Genomic DNA, 19,004 nt, shown 5'->3' on the forward strand with positions numbered 1-19,004 from the left:
TAAGGAGTATTATGGCTTGGTATAAGGATATATTACATTTATTTACAAAACTGAGTGATCGTTCCTTTCAAAATATTATTAAGAATGGCTCGTATGCTCGAGCTATACTAAATCTTGTAATATCTACAATTGTATTATATGTGATGACCTATGCTTTGCCGTTCATAGTGAAAGCTGTGTCTCCCGCATTAGGCATAAAACGCATGACTGGTCTCACACATTTTGATCTGGTTAGTGCTTTGGCAAATGCATCCTTTTTAATTTTTCAAATTATCATAGGTGCCTTTGTTATATGGCGATTACTAGTATTGCTAGGTGGTACTGGGACCTATAGGGGCGTGATGCGAAACTATATCTATGGCTTAGCTTATACGAATGCACTGCGTACCGTAGTATTAGTGTTGATCCATATAGTGGGGCTCATATTATTTTATCTATCTATGCCGAAATATGTAGGGGATATGGCCTATCTTGTAACCATGTTTAGTCAATATTATGCTGTCTTTATTGGGGCTCAGCTCATGCGCCGCTATGTTGAATTAGGTATCGTAAAAACATATATTATTATGTTTATTGTGGCGTTGCTATCAGTGTCGGTATTGCCTCAATGGATCCGATTTGTACATACCCTAGTTAAATAATATAAGATAATAATGTAGTATAACCGCAAGATGAAAGTCTTGCGGTTTTTTTGTCGTTTAATTTATATTAAAATTAATTATATATAATTTAAATCTAGAAATTTATGATATAATTAATCTTATAGTGTAGTTGAGAGCGGAGTTAGTTATGGATACGACATTTTTACGAGAAATATCCCTGCTGGTGCGTTCACCGAAGAAGGGAATCGATGAAATCTTCTGGTTTGGTACCTTAGAAAAGGGTATCAAAGCTGGACTCGCCGGTTGGTGCGCCACTCATATTATAGGCTTTGCTTTAGGCATTGTACTATTACCTTTAGCTATGACCTTTGGCGGTTTTTTATTTGGCTTTATACCGGCTGTATATGGCATATTTTCTATATTGAGAGAGATTTTAGGCCTTGGAATCTATTGGTTTGTAGGTAGCTTCATACTTTGGAAATTACTGAGCGTTCTTTTAGAACGTGAGTTTGATTTTAAGCAAGTATTAATGGGTACTGCCTATGTGGAGGGCTATACAGGCGCACTTGGGCTAGCATTAATTTTGGTATCTATTATTTGCATTTATATTACGCCATTTTTAATGATTCTATTAGTTCCCTTAGCATTAGCCTATGTTGGTGCCGTTATCTACGTAGCCGTCATGCTTTTATCTCGGATTATGAAAGTAGAGCCTATCACTGTAGGCGCTGTATATATAGTTCTATATATTATTAACCTTTTATATAACTGGATTATGCGCATACTCTTTGCGTAAATACATAAAACCTCCTAGTTTTATACTAGGAGGTTTTTATTGCTTTGAATGAAATTTTAGTAAAAGTAGTTTGTCATTATTGAAGAGAATCATAATGTTGTAATAGTAGTTCTACATTGTCTTCATCGTATTCGATTTGTTGGGACCATCTTGCGACTTGTTTAAGCGGTGAACCCTCTATAGCACTTGTGATTAGTATGTATTCTACACCATCTCTTGCGTAGGAGAGGATAGATTCCAAAGAATAGTCTGCTAGCATATCGATTTGACGATATAAGATGTATTGGAACACCTTGTTGAATAGCCCCATATCGTGATTTGCTATATAGCTTTGTACAGCGGTAATAAGTTTTTCTATGTCATGAGATAATGTATTAATTTGTACAGTCCATTCTTCATCGATAGGCTCTGTTGTACCGTATAAATCTAACAGTTTCGCATAATACTGTACATCAGGATTTGGGCTGTATTGAAAGTATGATGAATCTATATCAAGGGCTAATAGTTCAAATATATTCTGAATAGTTAAACGCTCGTCAGGACTAAACTCGCTATCATCGTCTTCAATGGTAAAGATTACCTGATCAGATTGAGTATCCTCTGCGAGTAGTTCAACCGATGCTTCGCAGGATAGACCAACCCCACATAGTTCGAGGTCTTCAATATATTTATAAAAACGTGGGTGCATGTGGCATGTATCGCATAGGCCTTCTTCACCTAGTTCGAGCACAACCTTACAAAGACCGTTTTCATTGAGTAACGGACACATTGGTTGTTCTTTAGAAAATACGAAATGGCTGCCTTCATCATCAACAGTGATAGCTTGGCGTAAGCTTTCACCAAGAGGGCCTGTCATGGCATGATAGCGTTCAGCAGTGGACTCGTCGATATCGATGGTCCAAAGTTGACAACATGTATTTTCACATCGATCTGCTTTGCATTGAAAAGTGTGATATATAGTAGGATATAATGAAATCATAATCGTCTCACTTGTAGTAAAAAATATTCTACGTGCATTGTATCATAGGGGAGTTGTCTATGCATTAATATTATAAATAAAGATTAATAATCGTATCGATTTAGTGTATAATTGTATATATACACACTATGGTCCTGTTTGAGAGATGGAGGAGCCTATGAAATCCTTATTTGTAAAAGGTAGCCTTGTATTAGCCTTGGCAGCAGTGTTTGGTATGCCAAATGCAAGTGCAGCCCATTTAGTAGCGGTAGAACCAACTGTTGCCGTTGTTGATGGAAACCATGCAGCGATTGTAGGTGCCAATGGTTTATTAAATGCATTTATTCAGAATCATCCAAATGCAGCTATCACTGAAATCGCTTTTGATGCAGATGGTGGTCAAATTAGATATGATGTAGAAGGTTTTGATGAAAGTGGCAAGTATGAGCTTACGTATATCTATGCCACAAATCAAATCTTTGAAAAACGTGAAGGCGATTTCCATAAATCGTTAAAGAAAAAATCCTTTGATCCTCGTGAAATCTTACCGCCAGCAGCAGTAGTTAATTTTGCGTATGCTCAAACGCAAGGTAAAGCGACAAGCCTTAATGGGTGGTCTGTACAGTATGATAAAGGTAAAATAGTATACAAAGTTAGCTTCGGTACAGAAGGTGACAAAGAGGTAGACGTACGAATTGATGCTATGAATGGTACTTTATTATCTGTTAAATTTGATGATTAAACCTTATTGTAATTAGTAAATACAACTTAATAGTCAAAGGCTTATTATTTTAAATATAACAATTAAACTCCTTAAAACTGTCTTTTTTGTAGTAAATGATAGTTTTAAGGAGTTTTTTTGTGAAAGTTTGCTCATGAAATGGGATGTTTAGATTATGAGAAGTACAATGAGAGGCCATGATTCCTTTAGACATGGGACGTATAGCTTTTTAGATTTGGTTCATAGAATACTTAATTGCAAATCGAATACTATAGAATTTCATTTAAATTACATATAAATTCATTTTAGACTCACGCCAAAATAAGCTAGACTGATGGATTCTACATTTTTATTTCATAGATTATGGATAATATGTGTCCAGTCAAAGGACAGAACTCAAATATATCGGGAATTTCCAGACTATATATCTACAGTCCACGCTAGATATATGTTTTGGAACTATAACGATAACACCGAGTTGGTTAAAAATATATATGCGTAATTTTGCATATATATGGATTATCAAGGAGGATATTATGAAAAAATCTATTTTGAAAAGCAGTATTGCTTTAGCAGTAGCCGGCGTATTTGGTGCTACTGTAGCAGTAACAGCAGCTGAACAAGCAACACCAGTTCCTGTAACTCAAGAGGTAGCAGCTACTGCAGCTCCTGTCGCAGAACCTGCTACTCATCAAGCGGTTCCAACAATTCAAGTGACTCCAGCAGCTAAAGTAGAAGCAGCTCCAACAGCAGCTAAAACAGAAGTAACTCCAGCAGTTAAAGTGGTACCAACAGCGGCTAAAGCTGAAGTAGCTCCAGTTGCACCAGCAGCTCAAGATACTACACCAGTTCCAACAGCAACTCAAGACGTAAAAGCTCCAGTTGCTCAAGACACTGTAGTTCCAGCAGCAGCTAATCCTGCAGCAGCAACTCCTACAATTGAAACTGCAGCTGTAGCAAAAGCTCCTAGCGAAGCTAAAGTAGTGCGTGCAGCAGATAAAAAAGTAGAAGCTAATAAAGATGAAAAAAATACTAAAAAAGCGCAAGCACACAAAGCGCCTAAAGTAAAAGCTGACAAAGCAGTTAAAGCTGATAAAGCTGTAAAAGAAACTAAAGAAGTAAAAGCAGATAAAAAAGCTGACAAAAAAGAAACTACTAAAGAGGAAAAAAAAACTCTAAAAGTGGAAAATCACAACCTAGCACAACAAGTAAGCAAGCAGGCGTAGCCGATCAAAATAGTATTTTCGTAATTGGTGCGAATTATTTAATCGACCAATTTGAAAATAAATATGGCGACTCTAAGATTACTAATGTATCCTTCAAAGCTACCGATAAAACTGCTATCTATGAAGTAGACGGTTTCAATACTAGTGGTGCCCATTCCATGACTCTAGATGTGGCATCTGGTAATGTAACTGAAGGTACTCCTAAAGCATATGATGCATCCATGGAAGCTAGTGCTATTGATGCTGGTACTGTGTTACCTCCACATGTGGCGATCAATGCAGCCTTCGCACAAACTGGCAATGTAGCAACTGGTATTAACTCTTGGTCTGTAGTGAACCAAAATGGTAAACCTATATATACTGTAGAGTTCCATGATGCACAAAACAAACCTGTATCCATCGCATTGGATGCTAAAACAGGTATGGCCGTAAAATAAGCTGATCCTAAGCCTATCCTACTGTAAAGCAAACCCCTTTAATACACGAACACTAAACACATAATACTATACACACATACATAATACACTTACACACATACACAATACACTTACACACACAATAAACAATTACACACACGCAGCCCTCTGGATTGGATAGACAAACATTGACTCTCTCCTATGCCGTCTGTCGTTCAGAGGGCCCCTTATGCATTGTGGTTCCCTCCCAATCATAAGATTATATACTTGGTATATAATACTCTCTCTCACAATAAGAACGTAACTGCTTTACAGTACGCTAGGTATAGGAGAGCAGGAAAGCCCGTAATACATGTAGACCGCTGCATGTATTACGGGCTTTTTCTAAGCTACTATAAAACTAAATTTGAATGATATCAGTGTTATATGAACTGAAAATATAAAAAGCGCAGATACAATAATGTATACCTGCGCTTCTTGTATATGGAGCCTTTACTATTAGTAACAATAGTGGGCCTTTTATATGTATTGTCTAGGTACGCGCTCAGAGAAACCACAGAAGATTTCATATGGAATCGTAGAGGCAAGGGCGGCAATCTCTAGGGCAGAGATGCTTTCATGACCTTGGGAACCTAAAAGCACAACCTTATCACCAGGTTGTACAGTAATTGTATCAGGCACGGCTACCATAAATTGGTCCATACAGATGCGGCCTACTACAGGACAACGTGTACCATGAATAAGGACCGTACCTCGGTTAGATAAGCTGCGAGGATAGCCATCTGCATATCCCACAGGGATGGTAGCAATCGTCATTGGTTCAGGTGTTACATAGGTAGATCCATAGCCAATGCCTTCGCCAGCTTCCAAATGCTGTACATGTACTACTTCGCTATGGAAGGAGAGAACTGGCTTCAAACCTAATCGATTTGGTACATCAAGGGATGGCATAATACCGTATTGAATAATGCCAGGACGTGCATCGGTAAATAAGCTATCTTTTACAGATAATAACCCAGCACTATTGGCAAGGGAGAATCGATAATCCGCATCAGGTCTAAAGGCACGGATTTCGTCTACCATTTTATGGAATTTTTGTGCCTGCCCATGAGCGTGGCTTTGATCGGCCGCATCAGCGTTACTCATATGAGAGAAGAAACCGTCTACTTCAAGGTTTTCATAGGACTCAACACGTTTTATAAACTCCACAGCATCCTCTGGTTTAATACCAATACGATGCATGCCTGTATCAACAGCAACAGCAACGCGAATAATCATATCGTGATTTTCTGCTACTTTATCGAGCGCCTCCAAATCTGTAGATTCACATACGGCAGGAATGGAATTGGTGTCTGCTACAAGCTCAAATGATTGTGGGCGTGTGAGACCTAGTAGGTAGATTGGTACCATAATACCTGCATTGCGAAGAGGCACAGATTCTTCAGGAATGGCAACGGCTAAGGATTCATAACCTTCCTCAACGGCTATACGGCCCATCATAACGCTGCCGTGACCATAGCCATTGGCCTTGATAACAGCTGTAGATGTGCTCCATTCCGGTAAACTATCTTTAATTTTGCGCAAGTTCTCGCGAACGAGACTTGTATTTATGGTCAAATAGGTGGGTCTCATGGTATTCCTCAATTCTATATAACATTACTTTTATTTTATAACTTTTGGGGAATTAAACAATACTTTTGTGAAAGTTTTATACAGAAATATTGGTATTATTTTGAATTTTATAGCTTTTCTGCATATATTATATACAATAATTGTGAAAGTATACTAATTAATATAGTTAGCTGTGATATTAATGGTATAAATTTATATAAATAATAGTATAATTTATAGTAAGGTATGATATATGCTTTTTCTAGCTAATAGATTGGTTATGAATGATATAGACAAAATTGTAGTCATCTAACATCGTGAACATAGCCAGATTACTTGTAGGTTTGAAATTAATAAATATATAATATAGCATCTATGTAGGAGGTTCTCATGAGCGAACGTGTAGTAGTAGTAAACGCAGGTAAAATGAATTATGACCATGCATTAGATTTCTCCGTATTATCTAATGATGTACAGGTTTATGATAATAGTACAAACGAAGAGCTTATTGAGCGTATCCAAGGGGCTCGTGTAGTAGTAACAAAAGAGCTTCCTGTTAATGCTGAGTTACTTTCACAATTCCCAGATACAGTAAAGCTCATTGTAGAAGCAGGTACAGGCTATAACAATATTGATCTTAATGCAGCGAAGGAACGAGGTATTACTGTGTGCAATATTCCAGCGTATAGCACAGAGCGTGTAGCGCATACGGTAATCATGATGATCCTCAATTTTGCATCTACAATGCAAAAACAAATCGGCATGCTTGCAAAAGGTGATCGCAGCAACTTTACAAAATATTTGCAAGTGAGCCACACAGAGGTAAATGGTAAAACATTAGGTGTGGTTGGTGCTGGTCATATCGGCATGGAAGTAATCAAAGTAGCAAAAGCACTTGGCATGAATATCTTGATTCATACACGTACACCAAAAGCTGATGGCGACGGCATTCGTTATGTAAGCCTTGATGAATTACTAGAAAATAGTGATTATATTACATTACATTGCCCATTGAATGACCAAACTAAGCACATGATTAATAAAGAAACCATCGCCAAGATGAAGCCAAATGCTGTTATCGTCAATACAGGTCGTGGTCCTCTTATTAATGAAGCCGACCTTTGTGAAGCATTAGCAGCTAAACGTATTGCAGGTGCTGGCCTTGATGTACAAGAGGTAGAACCTCCAGCAGAGGATAGCCCTCTATATACATTAGATAATGTTATCATTACACCTCATATGGGGTGGAAAGGTCTAGAAACTCGCCAACGTTTGGTAGGTATCATTCGTGACAATGTACAAGCCTTCTTTAAAGGTGAACCTATTAATGTAGTATCTAAATAAATACAATAAGAGCCGTCCCCGGTTGTGTGGGGGCGGCTCTATTGTTTAGGGCTATCATAGATCAAGTTTTTAATATATATGTGTATATATATCAAGGGAGGTAGTTATCCTCGAACTTGATTATGATTGATGTTGTGTTTTGATGGGACTCCACCAATGGCGTCGATAGGCCTTGATGCCTTCCACCACGGTTCTTGTCGCTTTAGCCGCTATATCTTTTGATGCGGCTGGTATGCCCTCTAGGCGATAGGTGAGACCTAACTCCTTATATTTAGCAGTACCCATAACGTGATATGGTAAGCAATCAACGGCTTGTAAATTTTTCAGAGATCCTAGGAAAAAGCCTAGACGATAGTGATGATCTGCATTATCTGTAATTGTAGGGACCACAACGTGACGAACCCAAATGGGAACGCCCACGTCTGCCGTCAATCTAGCAAAACCGAGAATGGGCTCTAACGGTTTGCCTGTTAACCACAGATGTTTATCAGGATCAATTTCTTTAATATCTAGGATGACGAGACTAGTGACACTGAGTAATTTACGGTATGCCACCTCTTGGTGGGGATCAAAACAAATTCCACTTGTATCTAAACAGGTATGGACGTTTCTTTCACGGAAATATGTGAAAAGCTCAGTAACAAAATCAATTTGCATAAGAGCTTCCCCACCTGTGACGGTGATACCACCATTAGTATAAAATTGGCGGTTACGTTCGTACTGGTCCCACAACTCCTCAACAGTCATGAACTTAGCATCATCGCTAGTTTCATTCCATGTGTCAGGATTGTGGCAATAGGCACAACGCATGGGGCATCCTTGGAGAAAAACCACCATGCGCATGCCTGGACCATCAACCGTACCCATCGTTTCGATCGAATGAATACGTCCTGTCATAGGAAACCTCGATTAGATTTGTTGATGGAATGTACGGGAAATAACTTCGTCCTGTTGTGCTTTAGTCAATTTGCTGAAGTGCACTGCGTAACCAGACACACGAACAGTCAATTGAGGGTACAACTCAGGATGTTTTTGAGCGTCTAACAATGTTTCGCGAGTGAACACGTTAACGTTCAAATGATGACCGCCTTTTTGGGAGTAGCCATCTAATAACTCTACCAAGTTATCAATTTGTTGTTGGTTGCTCATGGGTATTACCTCCTTTCAACCAAGACTAACACTCATATCGGTGCCGGTGAAAGCACATAGATACAACGGAAGATATTATTTATCTTCCTCTATAGTAACATTTGGTTCGCTGCACGCGAAGTTTGTATTGGCGTTAGGCAATTGAGATGGATCTAACTCAATATCAAAATCGCTGACGGATACAAATGTTTCACCAGATTTACCTAATGCATCAGGAATGATAGAGAAGGTATTGGAAATACCATCGGAACTATCACGCCATGGCATTTTTGCTACGGATGCCAACGAAGAAATAGCACCGTGAGTATCACGACCATGCATTGGGTTCGCACCAGGGGCAAAAGCTTCACCAGCTTTACGGCCGTCTGGAGTGGAACCTGTTGCAGTACCATATACTACGTTGGAAGTAATTGTTAACAAGCTCATAGTAGGAACGGATTGACGGTATGTAGGATGTTTACGAATCTTGTTCATAAATGTGGAAACAACTTTTGCTGCCAAGCTATCTACACGATCGTCATCGTTACCATATTTAGGGAAGTCCCCTTCGATTTCGAAATCAACAGCAATGCCGTTTTCATCGCGAATAGGTTTTACCTTAGCATATTTAATAGCAGACAAGGAGTCAGCTACTACGGATAAACCAGCAATACCAGTTGCAAACCAACGAGTTACCTTGCGGTCATGCAATGCCATTTCTAGTTTTTCATAAGCATATTTGTCGTGCATATAGTGAATGATGTTCAATGCGTTTACATATACGCCTGCCAACCATTCCATCATGTCATCGAATTTTTCCCATACTTCGTCGAATTCTAAGTATTCGGAAGTGATAGGGCGGTATTTAGGACCAATTTGTTTTTTCAATTTTTCGTCAACGCCGCCATTGATTGCGTAAAGCAAGCATTTAGCCAAGTTGGAACGAGCGCCGAAGAATTGCATTTCTTTACCAATACGCATTGGGGATACGCAACATGCGATAGCGTAGTCATCACCAGAGTTAGGACGCATTAAGTCGTCATTTTCGTATTGGATGGAAGATGTTTCGATGGATAATTTTGCACAGAAACGGCGGAAGCCGATAGGCATGCGAGGGGACCACAATACAGTGAGGTTTGGTTCTGGAGCAGGGCCAAGGTTAGTCAATGTATGTAGGTAACGGAAGGACATTTTGGAAACCAATGTACGGCCGTCAGTACCCATACCACCAATGGATTCTGTAGTCCACACAGGATCGCCTGTGAACAAGTTATTGTATTCGTGGATACGTGCGAAGCGAACCATACGCAATTTCATGATGAAATGATCTACGAATTCTTGGATTTGTTCTTCTGTATATGTACCATTGCGAAGGTCACGTTCTGCGTAGATGTCGAGGAATGTAGAGTTACGACCGATGGACATAGCAGCACCGTTTTGCTCTTTAATAGCGCCAAGGTAGCCGAAGTAGATCCATTGCATAGCTTCTTTAACGTCTTTAGCTGGTCCAGAAATGTCGTAACCATAAGAGGCGGCCATTTCTTTCAATTCTTTCAAGGAACGGATTTGTTCTTGAATCTCTTCGCGGTCGCGAATTACGTCTTCTAGCATATCGCCCATAGTAATGTTGAATTGTTCTTTTTTATCTTCGATGAGGTAATCAATACCATACAACGCGATACGACGATAGTCGCCAATGATACGGCCACGGCTGTAAGCATCAGGCAAACCAGTTACGATATGAGCTGTGCGAGCGGCACGCATTTCAGGTGTATATACATCAAATACGCCATCATTGTGAGTTTTACGGTGCTTTTTGAAGAAGTCTTCTGTTTTTGGATCCATTTTGAAGCCGTATTCTTCAATAGCAGATTTTGCTGTACGCAAGCCACCATAAGGGAACATAGCGCGTTTTAGTGGTTTATCAGTTTGCAAACCAACGATTGTTTCGAGGTCTTTGTCGATATATCCTGGCGCATGGGCAGTAATGTGTGTGGCCACGGAAGTATCGGCATCGAGCATGCCGCCTTTTTCACGTTCTTCCTCATAAAGCTTCATTACTTGGTCCCATAATTTTGTCGTTCTTTCTGTAGGACCAGCAAGGAAGGAATCGTCCCCTTCATAGGGGATATAGTTTCTTTGAATAAAGTCGCGTACATCAACGGCTTTATCCCACACACCTGTGTTAAATTCTTTCCATGCAGTATGTTGCATTTTGCACCTCCATAAAAGGATATAACTATAGATTTCTATGCCTATAGTGTACAATGTTTGTCCTGATTTAACAAATTTTAAATGATATATATTTTCAATACATGCTATGCGATTTTCGTAAGAATAGTTCATATTTAGAATTGCACAATAATAGATTCATCACTTAAAATTCAGTAAATATATAGTTTTTATTGGATTTTGTGAGGGTGTATTCCTGAAATTTTGATTTTTGTATTATCTTTAAATAATGAAAATTCATATCAATAAATAGAAAGTATTCGATATAGTGTGATGTATATTCTTGGAATTCTAGGTCCTTATTATGGTACTATTTAGATAGAATTGATTTAGGAACTACGTAGAAAGGTGGATGCTAATGACAAATCGAATGAAAGCTATCTTAGGAGCATCTGCTACCATTGCCGTATGGGCTACGGCGTTCCCTTTTGGCAAAGTGGCATTGCAATCTGTAGACGCCTTGACTCTATCTGTAGCAAGAGTTGTAGGTGGTGCTATACTCATGCTGATTATTGGTGTATTCAAAGGATTACACATTCCTACATCTTGGCGTGAGTGGGGCATATATATTTTATTAGGTGCTACGGGGAACTTCGTTTACCAAGTCGTATTTAATGAAGGGCTTCGCACAATACCAGCAGCTACATCGAGTATTATCATGGCATTGACTCCGATGGTAACAGCTCTGATGGCATTGTTTGTTTATAAGGATAGAATACGTCCTATTGGTTGGCTTTTCACCGTAACAGCCTTTGTAGGTGTAGCGGTTATTATTCTTTGGAACTCAACTCTAACGATTCCTATGGGGGCCATATGGACGTTGATAGGGATGGTACTATTTGCAATTTATAACATTCTGAATCGCGGGCTTAGCTTGAAAGGGTATAACTCTATCACCATCGCCATGTGGTCCATGTTTACCGGTGCCATCATGGCATTACCATTTGCAGATCATGCTATTGATATGATTGTAGCCGCACCTATTAGTGCAAAGCTTGCTATGCTGTACTTAGCATTCTTCTCCAGTGCACTAGGATTCGTATTCTGGAGCTATGCCTTTGAACATGCCGAAAAGGTGTCTGATGTAACTAATTTTATGTATATCTCGCCGATTGTGGCAGCTATAGTAGCAGCCTTTTTATTAGGCGAAATACCAAATATGGGCCTCTATATTGGGGCACCTGTTATTTTAGGATCCCTATATCTATTTAATCGATATAGATAAGTTAATTTTGTTAGAGTCTGAATCATCTAGATTTGATGTAAAAGATATAAAAATAGGGATATAAACCCTTATAATATAAGCGTTATATAAAAGAGAACCTTAACCTATTGATGGGTAAGGTTCTCTTTTTGTTTGACAGTCCTTATAAATTGTAGTAATCTAAGTACATAATTAAAACATATCTTAAAGATATGTTTTAAAATTAAGATTAATTCCCACTGAAATGTGGGGAAAGAGGTGGTACAGTGATTGCTATACGAAACGTAACGAAAGAGTTTGACGTTAATAAGCAAAAGGTTACTGCATTATCTGATGTAAACTTCACCATAGAAAAAGGCGATATATTTGGCATAATTGGCTTCAGTGGAGCTGGTAAATCTACACTGTTGCGCATGATTAATGCTTTAGAGGTACCTACATCTGGTCATGTTGAAATAGATGGCGTAAATATCAATAGCCTAAGTTTTAATGAGCTTAGAAAGGTGCGTAAGCGCATTGGTATGGTGTTTCAACAATTCAATTTGTTGAATGCTAAGTCTGTATATGATAATGTGGCGATTCCATTAATTCTAAATAAAGTTTCTAAATCAGAGATTGATAAGAAGGTTAAAACCTTGTTAGACTTTGTTGATTTAGGGGATAAAGCAAATGCCTATCCAGGCGAATTATCAGGTGGTCAAAAGCAGCGCGTTGGCATTGCCCGTGCGTTAGCTACAGATCCATCGATTCTTTTATGCGATGAAGCAACAAGTGCTCTTGATCCAGATACGACAGAGTCTATTCTTCAATTATTGGAGCGCGTTAATCGTGAACTAGGGGTAACAGTAGTTATCGTAACTCATGAGATAGATGTAATTCAAAAGATTTGTAACCGCGTTGTGGTTATGGAGCATGGCAAGCTCATAGAAAGCGGCTCCGTACTTGAGGTGTTTAGTAAGCCTAAACATGAAACAACGAAACGATTTGTTAGGACTGTTATTCCTGATGAAATTCCATCTACAGTGAAACATACCTTGGCTTGTGATAAAAGACCGTATACAATTCTTAAGATGCACTTCTTAGGAAATAATACGACCGATAATGTTTTATATCATATTAATAAAACCTTTGATTTGGAAACAAGTGTATTATTTGCTACCGTAACAGAGCTAGAGCATACAGTACTTGGTATTTTTATTGTTCAGTTTATTGGCGACGATCTTGAGGTGGGCAAGGTAAAAGAATATCTTGTAACCCAAGGCATTGAATGGCAGGAGGTGGCACTATAATGGACTTCTTTATGCAAGAACTTGGTGTGCCAGGTTCACAGTTATTACTAGCTGCAGAACAGACATTATATATGGTGTTCCTGTCTCTATTCATTGGTACCGTACTAGGGCTAATTATCGCAGTGACACTGGTGGTAACAAATCCTAATGGTATTGTTAAAAATAGCATTGTTTACACCATTACAAATACAATTGTTAATATTGTGCGTTCCGTCCCATTTATCATCTTGATGGTGTTTATCTTACCATTAACAAAGATGATTGTTGGTACTCGGGTTGGTACAACGGCGGCCATCGTACCGCTTGTTATATTCATTGCGCCTTATCTTGCGCGACTCTTTGAAAACTCTATTTTAGAGGTTAATAAAGGCATTATCGAGGCTGCACAATCGATGGGGGCATCCCATTTTGAAGTGATTTGGCATTTCCTTTTACCAGAGGCAAAGGGTTCACTTATCTTATCTATTACGACCGGTACTATTGGTCTAATCGGTGCTACTGCTATGGCTGGTGCTATTGGTGCAGGTGGTGTAGGTGATTTGGCTCTCACCTATGGTTATGAACGGTTGAATTTCCCATTGATGCTATTTACCGTTGTTATTTTAATTATTTTCGTTCAAATTATTCAAACAATAGGTAACTACTTTGCACGTCGTGCGCGTCGTTCCTGATTTGATGACATAGATTTTGGTTATATTGATTGTGAAAGTATAGGAGGATGTACTATGAAATTTAAGAAACTTCTTGCCCTTGGTGCGGCATTAGTATTTAGCGTAGCTTTTATCGCAGGCTGCGGCTCAAACAATAGCGATAATGGTGCTAAAAAAGAATTATCCTATAGTAAGTCTCAAGGTCCTTACTCTGAATTGTTTGAAAAAGGTGTAAAACCAATTTTGGAAAAACAAGGCTACACCTTTAAAGGTGTAGATATGTCTGACTTGGTACAAGCGGACCAAGTGTTGAGCGATGGTGAAGTAGATTTCAACGTTGAACAACATACAGCATACATGAAAAACTTCAACGAAAAACAAAATGGTCATCTTGTAGCGTTGACTCCAATTCCAACAGTGCCAGCAGGTATCTTTAGCGGTTCTAAAACCTCTTTAGACCAAGTGGCAGATGGTGATACTATTGCAGTACCAAATGATGCATCTAACATGGCTCGTGCCTATGCATTGTTGCAAAAAATCGGTTGGATTAAACTTGATCCTAACAAAGATTTAGCAACAGTAACACAAGCTGATATCATTGAAAATCCTAAACATCTTAAATTTACAGAAATGAAATCTCTTACAATTCCTTCTGTACGTACTGATTTCGACTATATTGTTATTACCGGTGCTATCATCTATAATGCAAAAATTGATCCTAAAACTGCATTAGCAAATGAAGATGTATTACCACAATGGTTGTTACAAGTCGTAGTTAACGAGAAGAACAAAGATGCACAATGGGCAAAAGACATTGTAGCTGCTTACCACTCTCAAGAATTCAAAGACTACATGGAAAAAAATAACAACGGCCTATGGTTCGTACCAAAAGGTGAATAGAATATAGGAAACGTGCTGTATATGAGCACAAACAAAAGAACCACTGATAAGTTGTAGCTTATCAGTGGTTCTTTTGTTGTTTGTGGAGCAATCTGAAGACAAAATCACGCCTAATTTTAAATAGCGAGTAATCTCTTTGTTCTATAGGGTCATACCTGCTGCATAGTTTTCATAGAGTTCTTTATAGTGACCACCACGTTCGATCAGTTCGTGATGTGTCCCTTGTTCTACAATGGTACCGTTTTCTACTACGAGTAGGAAGTCCGCATTTTTTATTGTAGACAAGCGATGGGCGATGACGATACTTGTACGTCCCTTAAGGAGGGTATTCATAGCTTTTTGAACCTCTACCTCGGTCCGCGTATCTACGTTAGCCGTCGCTTCGTCTAGGATGAGAATAGTTGGATCCGCCAAGAAGGCACGAGCGATGGTGATTAATTGCCGTTGGCCTTGTGATAGGTCATCGCCACCTCGTTTGAGAACTGTATCATATCCATCTGGTAAGGTGCGAATGAAATGATCTGCCATAGCGAGTTTGGCAACATATTCAATCTCTTCACGACTAGCATTTGGTTTGCCGTAGCCAATATTATCGGCGATAGTGCCCGTGAAAATCCAAGCATCTTGTAATACCATACCTACCGTATTGTGTAAGCTTTCACGAGACACATCGCGAATATCGATACCGTCGATGGTGATGCGGCCATTTATAATGTCATAGAAGCGCATGATAAGGTTTACCAAAGTAGATTTACCAGCACCTGTAGGACCTACGATGGCCACCATGGAGCCACCAGGGATGTGGATGTTGATATCCTTCATAAACACATTGGACGGCGTATAGCCAAAATCAACATGCTCAAAATCGATTGTGCCTGGATGTGTTGTTGTATCACCCAATGTTTTATTTCCCTTGTCGATTTCGGATGGTGTATCAATGACTTCGTAAATACGGCCCAAGGCAGCAGAAGTTTCTTGGAATTTTGTGAGTATATAGGAACTGCGGGATAGAGGGTCCGAAACTTGACCTACATAGAGGAAGAAGGCTTGGATATCACCGATAGAAATGGACCCACGCAACACCATGAGGCCCCCTTGAATAGCGACGAGGCAATAGGTGAATTGATTTAGAAATTTTACAAGAGGTTCTACGAGCTGACTGGTAAAAGCAGCGCTTCGCATACTTTTAAATAGATTTTCATTCAGCACCTGTGCTTGATTCGTCGTAGTATCTTCTAGGCTAAAGGTTTGAATGATTGGTTTTCCTACAACGATTTCTTCAATGCCACTATTGAAAGCGCCTAAGGCATTCTGATTTCTAAGGTACACGCGGCGCGCTCGTTTAGATAGCCACGTTAAGCATACGATGCCGACCAGTATAATACCGATAATGGAGGCCCCTAATATAGGGCTAATCCAAAGCATCATAGCAGTAGCACCAATAATGCCGATAATGGCGGATACGAGGCCTGGTACACCTCTACCGATTGTTTCTGCTACAGTATCTAAATCAGACGTAAGGCGGCTTAATAAATCGCCCCGCTGGTGATCGTGAAAGTACTCGATAGGCAATGAGTATAAATGAGTACTCATGCGTGTACGTAAAGCGAGTACTGTCTTTGAACCGATAGAGGCCATCACGTATTCCCCAAAGTAGGTGAATAAGGCATGCCCACTATAGATGGCAATAAGCCAGAGGATGATTGTATCAATAGAGGTAAAGATAGTATTGATATCTTGATCTGTTTGTAATCCACTAACAATAGCATCTACCACTTTACCAAGTAACACTGGAGCGGAGACCTCAAATATAGCCGCAGTAATAAGTGCTAAGATGAGGAGCGCAAGCCAGCCCCATTGGCTTTTAGATTCGATTAGGAAACGACGTAATGGGCTCATGCTGTCACCTCCTGAGATGCTAAAATCTGTTGATATACAGTAGAGGTAGTTGCTAGCTCGTCATGTGTACCATATCCTGCAACTTGACCCCTGTTGATGATTAGAATATGGTCTGCTTTTTTTGCGGCACTTACCTTTTGCTCCACAGAAATGAGGGCTGGCCGATTGTCCTTTTGTAACTCCTCCTGTAGCGCTGTACGAACAGCACGTTCTGTAGTGCCGTCTAGGGCGGAAAAGCTATCGTCGAATATGAATAAATCAGGTTTACGCACTAAGGCTCTAGCCATGGCAAGGCGTTGCCGTTGACCACCAGATAGATTGGTACCACCTTGAGAAACCGTATACTGGTAACCACCGTCGAGACGATTGATAAACTCATCTGCCTTAGCCAAGTGGCATGCATTTTCTACATCTTCTACAGACAGTACTTGTCCTGATGCGGCTCCATATCGAACGTTCATATCGATAGTTCCGGTAAACAAATAAGCCTTTTGCGGTACATAGCCAATATGAGCTCGCAAGTCATCCACATTCCACTCATAAATGGATTTACCTTTAAAGAGAATATCTCCAGACTCGATGGCGAAGAGGCGGGGGATGAGGTTAGTGATTGTACTTTTACCGGAACCGATATCGCCCATAATCGCTAAAGTTTCGCCATGATATACCTTAAAGGAGATATTTTCAAGTGCAGGGGACTCAGCATTATCGTAACGGAAGGTAACGTTGCGAAATTCCAAAAGTGGGGTATTATCGGTTGCGGTTGCGGTTGCGGTTGCGGTTCCTGTTCCTGTAGAGGTTTGGTAGCTTCCTTGATTAGTAGAATGCTTAGTAGATTGAGACATTGAATTTGTAATACTACTAGCATATGGTTCAGGGAAAGTATCTGTATTTTCGTGTTCTAATAACTCACGAATACGAGCGTAGCACACGATAGCTTCCGGGATGTCGATGATTACGAATATGGCCATGAGCATGCTCAATAGGATGAGGTTTGCATACTCGATAACAGCCATGATATCACCAACTTGTAGGGAGCCCATGCTGACATTGTAGCCGCCAAACCAGAGAATAGCTACGGTACTCATATTAAATAGAATGAGTATAGTCGGTAAACCGATGGCAAAGGTTTGGCGCAGTTTTTTGTTCAGTCGGGCGGACTCTGTAAAAATAACAATTTCCTTGTCGTTTTCGTAGGTTCTCCTATTGAAAGCTCTGATAACAGGCATACCTACGATATGATCTCGGACTAGATCAGTAATATCATCTAGCTTTAATTGTATAGCTTTGATAATTGGCAAGGCGCGACTTTCAATAAAGATAATGGTAAGTATCATGCAAGCCATAACGGCAAGGATGACGAGACCTAGTTGCCAGCTCTTATAGAAGGTAAGTCCTAGACCGACGCAAATCATGAGTGGCATAGGGAGGATCATATTTAAACCTTCTCCGAGAACAGATTGAATTTTTTCTACGTCCCTGCTTGTGCGCATCAATATAGTGCCGGTACCAAAGTGCGTAAAGTCACGGAGTGAAAAGCATTGTAATGCTTTTACTAGATCGTCACGCAATACCTTGCCTACAGATGCTGAGATATGAGCACTCATAGCAACGCCTAGAATAGCGGATAGGACGGTTAGTAGTGCCACAACAAGCATGTTTATGCTAGAGCTGGTAATCATCTCTAGGTCGCCTTTGAGGACACCATCATTGATGATGGTTGCCGTTAATGTTGGTATATATAATGTGCCTGCCACGGTGAGTAAGGAAAGAAGCGATACTATGGCAGCAGGAAACCATAAGGGTTTTATATAATGCATAAATGGTTTCATGTGAATCCTTTTGATAAATCAATAATTTTTGATATTTATATTATATTGCATAAAATTAAAATTATCTAGTAGGATGAAATTTATTACTAAAAGTTTATTATCAATTAATAAGTGTTATGATTAAGTTTATATCATCTTATTAAAATTTTTGATATACTAAATAGGCATTTTTTTTTTGTAATTTTTGTTTTGAAGT

The 19,004-nt window shown here is 39.5% G+C and carries 17 protein-coding genes; 10 read left to right on the top strand and 7 right to left on the bottom strand.

Features of this window, described 5'->3' with window-relative positions:
* The first annotated feature begins 11 nt into the window (after positions 1 to 11).
* Both EL171_RS01140 and EL171_RS01145 read left to right on the top strand, forming a co-directional pair.
* Positions 12 to 641 carry a hypothetical protein gene (locus EL171_RS01140; RefSeq protein WP_005387679.1) on the top strand — a complete coding sequence of 210 codons (630 nt, stop codon included), beginning with the start codon at positions 12 to 14 and terminating at the stop codon, positions 639 to 641.
* A 148-nt stretch (positions 642 to 789) separates the two neighbouring features.
* The gene (locus tag EL171_RS01145; protein ID WP_005387681.1) at positions 790 to 1,398 is read left to right on the top strand and encodes a hypothetical protein; all 609 of its coding nucleotides are present in this window, start codon (positions 790 to 792) and stop codon (positions 1,396 to 1,398) included.
* Positions 1,399 to 1,474: 76 nt separating this feature from the next.
* On the opposite strand, the gene fliB is transcribed toward EL171_RS01145, so the two are convergent.
* Complete coding sequence (gene fliB / locus EL171_RS01150; RefSeq protein WP_005387683.1) at positions 1,475 to 2,377, bottom strand: flagellin lysine-N-methylase; 903 nt, start codon at positions 2,375 to 2,377, stop codon at positions 1,475 to 1,477.
* 157 nt (positions 2,378 to 2,534) lie between these two features.
* Between fliB and EL171_RS01155 the strand changes: the two genes are divergently transcribed.
* The 3 genes from EL171_RS01155 to EL171_RS01165 all read left to right on the top strand — a co-directional run bounded on the left by EL171_RS01155 (position 2,535) and on the right by EL171_RS01165 (position 4,740).
* Complete coding sequence (locus tag EL171_RS01155; protein ID WP_039969545.1) at positions 2,535 to 3,098, top strand: PepSY domain-containing protein; 564 nt, start codon at positions 2,535 to 2,537, stop codon at positions 3,096 to 3,098.
* A gap of 515 nt (positions 3,099 to 3,613) precedes the next feature.
* Positions 3,614 to 4,303, top strand: a complete 690-nt coding sequence (locus EL171_RS01160; RefSeq protein WP_039969547.1) for a hypothetical protein — start codon at positions 3,614 to 3,616, stop codon at positions 4,301 to 4,303.
* A gap of 158 nt (positions 4,304 to 4,461) precedes the next feature.
* On the top strand, positions 4,462 to 4,740 hold the full coding sequence (locus EL171_RS01165) for a PepSY domain-containing protein (protein ID WP_005387689.1): 279 nt from the start codon (positions 4,462 to 4,464) through the stop codon (positions 4,738 to 4,740).
* Between the two features lie 498 nt (positions 4,741 to 5,238).
* Here the strand turns inward: EL171_RS01165 and alr are convergent, their stop codons facing one another.
* On the bottom strand, positions 5,239 to 6,351 hold the full coding sequence (gene alr, locus EL171_RS01170) for an alanine racemase (RefSeq protein WP_005387690.1): 1,113 nt from the start codon (positions 6,349 to 6,351) through the stop codon (positions 5,239 to 5,241).
* A 369-nt stretch (positions 6,352 to 6,720) separates the two neighbouring features.
* Between alr and EL171_RS01175 the strand changes: the two genes are divergently transcribed.
* The gene (locus EL171_RS01175; RefSeq protein WP_005387694.1) at positions 6,721 to 7,674 is read left to right on the top strand and encodes a 2-hydroxyacid dehydrogenase; all 954 of its coding nucleotides are present in this window, start codon (positions 6,721 to 6,723) and stop codon (positions 7,672 to 7,674) included.
* Between the two features lie 120 nt (positions 7,675 to 7,794).
* On the opposite strand, the gene pflA is transcribed toward EL171_RS01175, so the two are convergent.
* The 3 genes from pflA to pflB form a co-directional block, all read right to left on the bottom strand.
* Entirely contained in the window at positions 7,795 to 8,571 is a 777-nt protein-coding gene (gene pflA / locus EL171_RS01180) for a pyruvate formate-lyase-activating protein (RefSeq protein WP_005387696.1), read from the bottom strand.
* Positions 8,572 to 8,583: 12 nt separating this feature from the next.
* Entirely contained in the window at positions 8,584 to 8,823 is a 240-nt protein-coding gene (grcA3, locus tag EL171_RS01185; protein ID WP_005387698.1) for an autonomous glycyl radical cofactor GrcA3, read from the bottom strand.
* A gap of 75 nt (positions 8,824 to 8,898) precedes the next feature.
* Positions 8,899 to 11,016, bottom strand: coding sequence for a formate C-acetyltransferase (gene pflB, locus EL171_RS01190; RefSeq protein ID WP_039969550.1), 2,118 nt, complete (start codon positions 11,014 to 11,016; stop codon positions 8,899 to 8,901).
* 376 nt (positions 11,017 to 11,392) lie between these two features.
* Between pflB and EL171_RS01195 the strand changes: the two genes are divergently transcribed.
* The 4 genes from EL171_RS01195 to EL171_RS01210 all read left to right on the top strand — a co-directional run bounded on the left by EL171_RS01195 (position 11,393) and on the right by EL171_RS01210 (position 15,077).
* The gene (locus tag EL171_RS01195) at positions 11,393 to 12,259 is read left to right on the top strand and encodes a DMT family transporter (protein WP_039969551.1); all 867 of its coding nucleotides are present in this window, start codon (positions 11,393 to 11,395) and stop codon (positions 12,257 to 12,259) included.
* 245 nt (positions 12,260 to 12,504) lie between these two features.
* The gene (locus EL171_RS01200; RefSeq protein ID WP_005387704.1) at positions 12,505 to 13,527 is read left to right on the top strand and encodes a methionine ABC transporter ATP-binding protein; all 1,023 of its coding nucleotides are present in this window, start codon (positions 12,505 to 12,507) and stop codon (positions 13,525 to 13,527) included.
* Positions 13,527 to 14,198, top strand: coding sequence for a methionine ABC transporter permease (locus EL171_RS01205; protein ID WP_005381510.1), 672 nt, complete (start codon positions 13,527 to 13,529; stop codon positions 14,196 to 14,198). The genes EL171_RS01200 and EL171_RS01205 overlap by 1 nt, the downstream gene beginning before the upstream one ends.
* A 54-nt stretch (positions 14,199 to 14,252) precedes the next feature.
* Entirely contained in the window at positions 14,253 to 15,077 is an 825-nt protein-coding gene (locus EL171_RS01210) for a MetQ/NlpA family ABC transporter substrate-binding protein (protein WP_005387707.1), read from the top strand.
* Between the two features lie 141 nt (positions 15,078 to 15,218).
* On the opposite strand, the gene EL171_RS01215 is transcribed toward EL171_RS01210, so the two are convergent.
* Positions 15,219 to 16,976: an ABC transporter ATP-binding protein gene (locus EL171_RS01215; RefSeq protein ID WP_005387708.1), complete on the bottom strand. Its 1,758-nt coding sequence runs from the start codon at positions 16,974 to 16,976 to the stop codon at positions 15,219 to 15,221.
* The gene (locus tag EL171_RS01220; protein WP_005387709.1) at positions 16,973 to 18,808 is read right to left on the bottom strand and encodes an ABC transporter ATP-binding protein; all 1,836 of its coding nucleotides are present in this window, start codon (positions 18,806 to 18,808) and stop codon (positions 16,973 to 16,975) included. The genes EL171_RS01215 and EL171_RS01220 overlap by 4 nt, the downstream gene beginning before the upstream one ends.
* Between the last annotated feature and the right edge of the window lie 196 nt (positions 18,809 to 19,004).

The organism is Veillonella dispar, from assembly GCF_900637515.1.
In the GTDB taxonomy this organism is placed as follows: domain Bacteria; phylum Bacillota; class Negativicutes; order Veillonellales; family Veillonellaceae; genus Veillonella; species Veillonella dispar.